This window comes from Sphingobacterium thermophilum, assembly GCF_039541675.1.
Taxonomy (GTDB): Bacteria; Bacteroidota; Bacteroidia; order Sphingobacteriales; family Sphingobacteriaceae; genus Sphingobacterium; species Sphingobacterium thermophilum.
In genome coordinates this window covers 572,281-578,338 of sequence record NZ_BAABGR010000006.1, presented here as the reverse complement: position 1 = coordinate 578,338, position 6,058 = coordinate 572,281, and the positions used below count along the sequence as shown (strand labels likewise).

The 6,058-nt window shown below is 42.4% G+C and carries 3 protein-coding genes; all 3 read left to right on the top strand.

Annotated elements, in window-relative coordinates:
• The first annotated feature begins 338 nt into the window (after positions 1 to 338).
• The 3 genes from ABD873_RS04630 to ABD873_RS04620 all read left to right on the top strand — a co-directional run bounded on the left by ABD873_RS04630 (position 339) and on the right by ABD873_RS04620 (position 5,937).
• Positions 339 to 3,521: a SusC/RagA family TonB-linked outer membrane protein gene (locus ABD873_RS04630; protein WP_345065264.1), complete on the top strand. Its 3,183-nt coding sequence runs from the start codon at positions 339 to 341 to the stop codon at positions 3,519 to 3,521.
• 3 nt (positions 3,522 to 3,524) lie between these two features.
• Entirely contained in the window at positions 3,525 to 5,066 is a 1,542-nt protein-coding gene (locus ABD873_RS04625; protein ID WP_345065261.1) for a SusD/RagB family nutrient-binding outer membrane lipoprotein, read from the top strand.
• 253 nt (positions 5,067 to 5,319) lie between these two features.
• Complete coding sequence (locus ABD873_RS04620; RefSeq protein ID WP_345065258.1) at positions 5,320 to 5,937, top strand: CPBP family intramembrane glutamic endopeptidase; 618 nt, start codon at positions 5,320 to 5,322, stop codon at positions 5,935 to 5,937.
• The last annotated feature ends 121 nt before the right edge of the window (positions 5,938 to 6,058 follow it).

The window sequence follows — 6,058 nt, the reverse complement described above, 5'->3', positions numbered from 1 at the left end:
GATAAGAACTAATTTAAATGGAATGAGCCCGGTAGAATACCGAGCTCATCATATCAAAAATATTGCATAAATTCGTCCAACTTTTTGGGGGCAGTCCATTCTTTAGGCTTTTTCTATTTATAAAGCTTCCTTTTTTTAACACCTTACACTTTTATTACAAAATTATTGTCTACTATTTCGGTGGATTATATATATTTGCCGCAAATAATATGAAAATGTTTTTCCGAGATATACTACATACCATGCGAATGTGCATAGGAGATAATTGGAATTGTTAATTATCTCCGATAATCCTTCCTTATTTTATTTTCAGTATTTTTAACTATCAAGAATTTATTATGAATAGAACGAAAATTAAATTTCTCGTACTGGCAGCTTTTGCTCTTAGCTCAGGGAGCTTACATGCGCAAGCTCTTTTGAAGGGCAGGGTAGTAGATGCTTCTAACAAGGCTATTGTGGGTGCTACTATCCGGGATCTAACATCCAATAAACAGGTTATTACAAATCAAAACGGAGAATTTGAACTTAATTCTCCTTCTGACAATCCGCAGATACAGATTTCCTATATAGGTTATGACACGAAGAAGCTTACTGCCGATGGGAATAGTTTCCTTACGATAGAATTGGTGCCGCAAAGTCAGGTCTTGGAAGATGTGGTGGTGACAGCTTTGGGCATTTCCAGAGAGAAGAAAGCATTAGGCTACGCAGTGCAGGAGGTAAAAGGTAAGGAGTTGCAAACGCGTCCTACCAATGTACTTTCAGCACTGTCAGGAAAGGTTTCGGGCTTACAGGTTATTTCGTCTGGCGGAAATATGGGGGGATCAAACCGTGTGACTATCCGTGGTATCAACTCTATTTCAGGGAATAACCAGCCTTTGTATGTCATCGACGGTACTCCTATAGATAATACAGACCTGAACTCTGCTGCCACCATAAACGGAAGTGCAGGAAAAGATGTGGGCAACACCATTCAGGATCTGAACCCCGATGATATCGAAAATATTTCGGTCTTGAAAGGTCCTTCGGCGGCAGCTCTCTACGGTTCACGTGCGGCCAACGGCGTCATTCTTATCACCACCAAACGTGCCGCCAAAGGTGAACATGTGGATATTTCGGTAAATACTGGATTGGATTTTGAAAATGTGGTACGTCTACCTAAAAGACAAAAGCTTTATGGTCAAGGATACTCTCCAACATTCCAGGTACAAAATATCAACGGTACGGACTACAAGATAGTGGATTATGCGGCTGATGAAAGCTGGGGACCTCGCTTGGATGGAACGCCCGTATTGCACTGGTATAACCTGAATCCGGAAGATGAAGACCTTTACCTGAATCCGGCACCTTGGGTGTATCCAAAGCATGATGTCAGCTACTTCTTCCGTACGGGAGTAGCCAATACCAATAATATTGCCATAGCAGGAAATAGTGGCAATACCAACTATCGCTTTTCCTATACCAATAAGAATGTAAGAGGTACGGTGCCTAACGCCTCTCTAGGACGCAACTCGTTCAACTTTTCAGGAGGCACCCAACTCGGCAAGATTAAGCTGTCTTCAAACTTTACCTATATCAAAAACTCCTCGATAGGAAGACCGTGGTCAGGAGCTTCCAATAGAAATATTATGCTGGAAGCATTCCAATGGGGAGCGGTACAGGTAGATTATAAAATCCTTTCTCGTTATAAGCGGGAGGATGGAACGCCGTTGGCGTGGAACCGTACAGGATGGCGTAATACTCCTGAAGATGAGGCTACGCGTTTCATCGATAACCCTTATTGGTCGGCATACGAGTCATACCTCGAAGAAAGCAGAGACAGGTTCTACGGAAATGTAGGCTTGCAGTACGAGGTTAACGATTGGCTTACCGTAGGAGCGAAGGCGCATGGCGATATCTATTCTTTCCAGGCTCAGGATCGCATTGCTGTATATTCTCGAAGTGCGTCGCAATATGAAGAATCCAGCAACAAGCTCAATGAATATAACTACGAATTCTTGGCTTCTGCAAAGAAAAATTGGGAAAACTTCTCCTTGTATGCCAATGTGGGGGCTAACCTAAGAGATCAGCAACGTAAGGTGGACTACGCCATCACATCGGGAGGGCTGATCGTCCCTAACTACTATAACCTAAAAAATGCGCCGAGTGTTATTATAGATAATAAGTCTTTCCATAAGCGTGTCTCTTCTTTGTATGCTAGTGCCTCTGTCGGTTACAAGAACTTCTTGTTCCTTGATGCTACGGTGCGTAACGACTGGTCGTCGACCTTGCCGGTAAATAACAATTCCTTTACGTATCCATCGATTACGGGAAGCTTTGTGTTTTCTGACCTTGAAGGCTTAAAGAACCTAGAATGGCTCTCTTTCGGAAAGATAAGACTGGGGTGGGCGCAGGTAGGTAACGACACCGAACCTTATCAGTTGTATAAGGTGTATGAGGCCCAGCAACCTATAGATGGCAAGCCTTCGTACAGCCTGCCAAAAGAGCTTGCCAACAATCAGCTGAAGCCTGAGGTGACAAGCTCATGGGAGACCGGTATAAACCTTTCCTTTTTCAGAAATCGATTAGGTGTAGATGTCACTTACTATAACAACAATTCGCGTAACCAGATTCTTGCAGTACCCGTATCTTCGGCATTTGGCTACGAAAGCAAATTCCTCAACGCTGGAAAGATCAACAACAGAGGGGTGGAAGTGCAGCTGAATGCTAGCCCCGTAAAAAATGACAACTTCCAGTGGAACACTACTGTCAACTACGCCAAGAATAAAAATAAGGTAGTGAAATTGGATGAGCTGGTAAACACATTAACGCTTAGCAATACGTTAGTGAATTTGGTGGCACGTGAAGGACAGCCGTACGGCCAGTTTTTGGGTTACGACTTTGTATATGCTCCCAATGGCAAGCGTGTGGTGGAGAACGACGGAACATATATGAAGACCTCACAGCTTGTGCCGCTGGGAAGTATTCTTCCGGATTTTACTTTCGGCTTCCAAAACTCCTTCCAGTATAAAAATTTCAGTCTTGGGTTTTTGGTAGATGGCCGTATAGGAGGCAAGTTCTTCTCGCAGACATACAAAGTGGGTATGTACGCAGGAATTTTGGATAAGACGGCAGCCAACAATGTGCGTGAGACAGGAGTGGTACTCGATGGCGTCAAAGCTGATGTAACCTTCCACGCCGACGGAACGTACACTGTAGACAATGTGACAGAAAATACAACCAATATCACGGCACAGCAATGGGCAAGAAATGAATATAATGGACCTACCACTTTCTCCATTTTCGATGCCTCTTATATCAAATTCCGTGAGGTGGTGCTAGGCTATGATATACCTTTGAAATCTACTAAGACCGTGAAAAATGTCAACGTGTCCTTGTACGGAAGAAATCTGTGGAATATCTATACCAAAAGCAAATATATAGATCCGGAGTTCACTACTAGTGGTGGTAACGTGCAAGGTATAGAAGGAGGAAATATTCCTACGCCTATAACTTATGGTTTAAATGTTAATCTAAAATTCTAAAAGATGAAAGTAAATAAACAGATATATCTTTGGCTGTTCACGTTGGTCGCTCTTGTCGGCTGCTCGAAAGAGACATTTGAAAACATAAATATTGACCCTAACAGGCCTTCGGCAGTGCCTACGCCAAGTCTGTTGATTACAGCTGAAAAGCAGCTTATCGACGCTATACGCAGTGAGGAGATTAACTACCGTGGGGCACAGTTATTCGCCCAATATTTTAGCCAAAACATTTATACAGATCAGTCGCGCTATCAGATTCCTACATCTTATTCGGACAACTTCTGGACAGCGACCTATAAGGCATTGAACAACTTGAACGAAATCATTAAAATGAATACGGACGAGGAAACCAAAGCTATTGCCACAGCAGGTGGCGCAGGAAGTAATGCTAACCAGATTGCTATAGCGAGAGTGTTGAAAGCATTTGGTTTCCATCATCTTACCGATGTTTTCGGTGATGTGCCTTACGAATCGTACGGTAATAAGGACGAAGATTTCCAAGCTTTACAGCATGATCCCGACATTTTGACGCCTAAGTATGCTTCGCAGCAGAAGATATACAAAGATATTTTGGAGGAGCTGAAACAGGCAGCAGATACACTTAGAAAGTACAGCAGCCAGAATACCTTCGGCACGTCGGACATCATCTACAAGGGTGACAACAGCAAATGGGCAAAATTTGCTAATTCCTTGAGGCTTCGTCTGGCCAACCGTATCTATCATAAAGAACCTACATTCGCCAAAGCGCATATAGATGATGCACTGGCAAAAGGTGTTTTCACCTCCAATGCCGACAATGCTGTTTTCACCTTTTCAGCATCCGCACCGAATGAAGCGCCATTATACAGAGCTACAGTGACCGCCAATCGAAAAGACTTTGCGGTATCTCATGTTATCGTAGAAACGCTGAAGGGACAGCGAGGTCCTTTTGCTGCACAAGACCCGCGTCTTGCAAAATATGCCAAGCCACTGGCGGATGGCACATACTTTGGACAGCCGTATGGCCTACCTCTGGCTGCCGGAAACTTGTTCCCTGTAGATCGAATTTCCTTGCCGGGAGAGATTATCAACGCTGCCAACTATGGGGAAGTGCTGATGGAATATGCAGAGGTGGAATTTTTGATTTCAGAATACAGAAATTGGGATCAGGAAGCATATGAAAGGGGAGTAAAAGCATCCTTGGACAAGTGGGGTGTGGGAGCTGCTGAAGCGAACGCTTATTTGGCGCTCTTACCACCAGCCAATAAGGAAAATGTACTTACCCAAAAATATCTAGCTCTATTTACCCAAGGTATTGAAGCTTGGTCCGAAATCCGTAGAACAGGATACCCTCTGTTCTTAGTGAAAAAAGGTGACGTCATCTTCGCCGGAACAGTGGGGGGAAACACGGTAGAATATAGATTCGAACCGGAAGTAGGGGACGCTATACCTTCACGCCTTGTTTATCCGCTGAAAGAACAGTCTACAAACAAGAGCAATTATCAAAACGCCTTAGCCAATCAAGGTGATGATGTGTTAAGTACAAAAGTATGGTGGAATAAATAAGTTTTGTTCATCTTAATGAAAGTCCGGAACATATCCGGGCTTTTTTGTTTTTTGCCGCCTGCTATATAGATAATACCTTCTCTAACAGAATATTGTATTTTATAGAAATAATATTGCAATGGGTTTGTTATTTTCTGAATATTAATAAATTTGTTACAAGAACGATGGTTTGTATCTTGATAATCAGTTACATTCTAATTTCAATACTAAATCCATATTGATAACCTAAATTATTAGACCTATGTATGAATTGATGAATGAAGTAATTTCTACGCTATTTCAGGTTGGCTTTATGGTTCTTGTTCCTTTTCTTTTTTTCTTGTTCAGAAAGGATAAGAGCACAGGGTTTCTGCAGTATGTAGGACTTTACAAGCCTCAGGGTAAGACTTTAGGGTTGGTGTTGTTAGCAACTGTATTAACGTTATTTTTGGGAGTGGGATTAGCTTTGATGAATGATGACTTTAAAGCAATCTTTTTTTCTCCATATTCCATCAGTGGTAAGCTGAGGGCCATGGGCCCTTCTTGGGTGACGTTCATCGCCATCGTGCTAGCTGCAGGATTGAGAACCTCTTTTGCGGAAGAACTTTTCTTTCGTGGTTTTATTGCCAAACGGCTTATTAATCTTACCGGTTTTGCTGTAGGGAACTTCTTGCAGGCTATTATCTTCGGGTTGCTCCATTTATATTTAATGTGGCTGCTGGTAAATACTGAAATATTACTATTAGCCTTAGTTTTTGTTCTTTCCACAACAATAGGATGGATTTTAGGCTATATAAAGGAAAAGAAAGGCAATGGCAGTATCATTCCCGGCTGGGTAGCTCATGGTCTAGGTAACTTCGTCACTTATTTTACCATAGCCTTTGTCCTATAACTGTTGGTGTACCATAGCACGAAAAGCTGTCTCATGCCGAAAATTTAAATTGGCTCTTTGGGGTGTCTTGTAATACGGTTGATTTTTATTATTTTGTGATACTTTGAAAATTATAACAAAC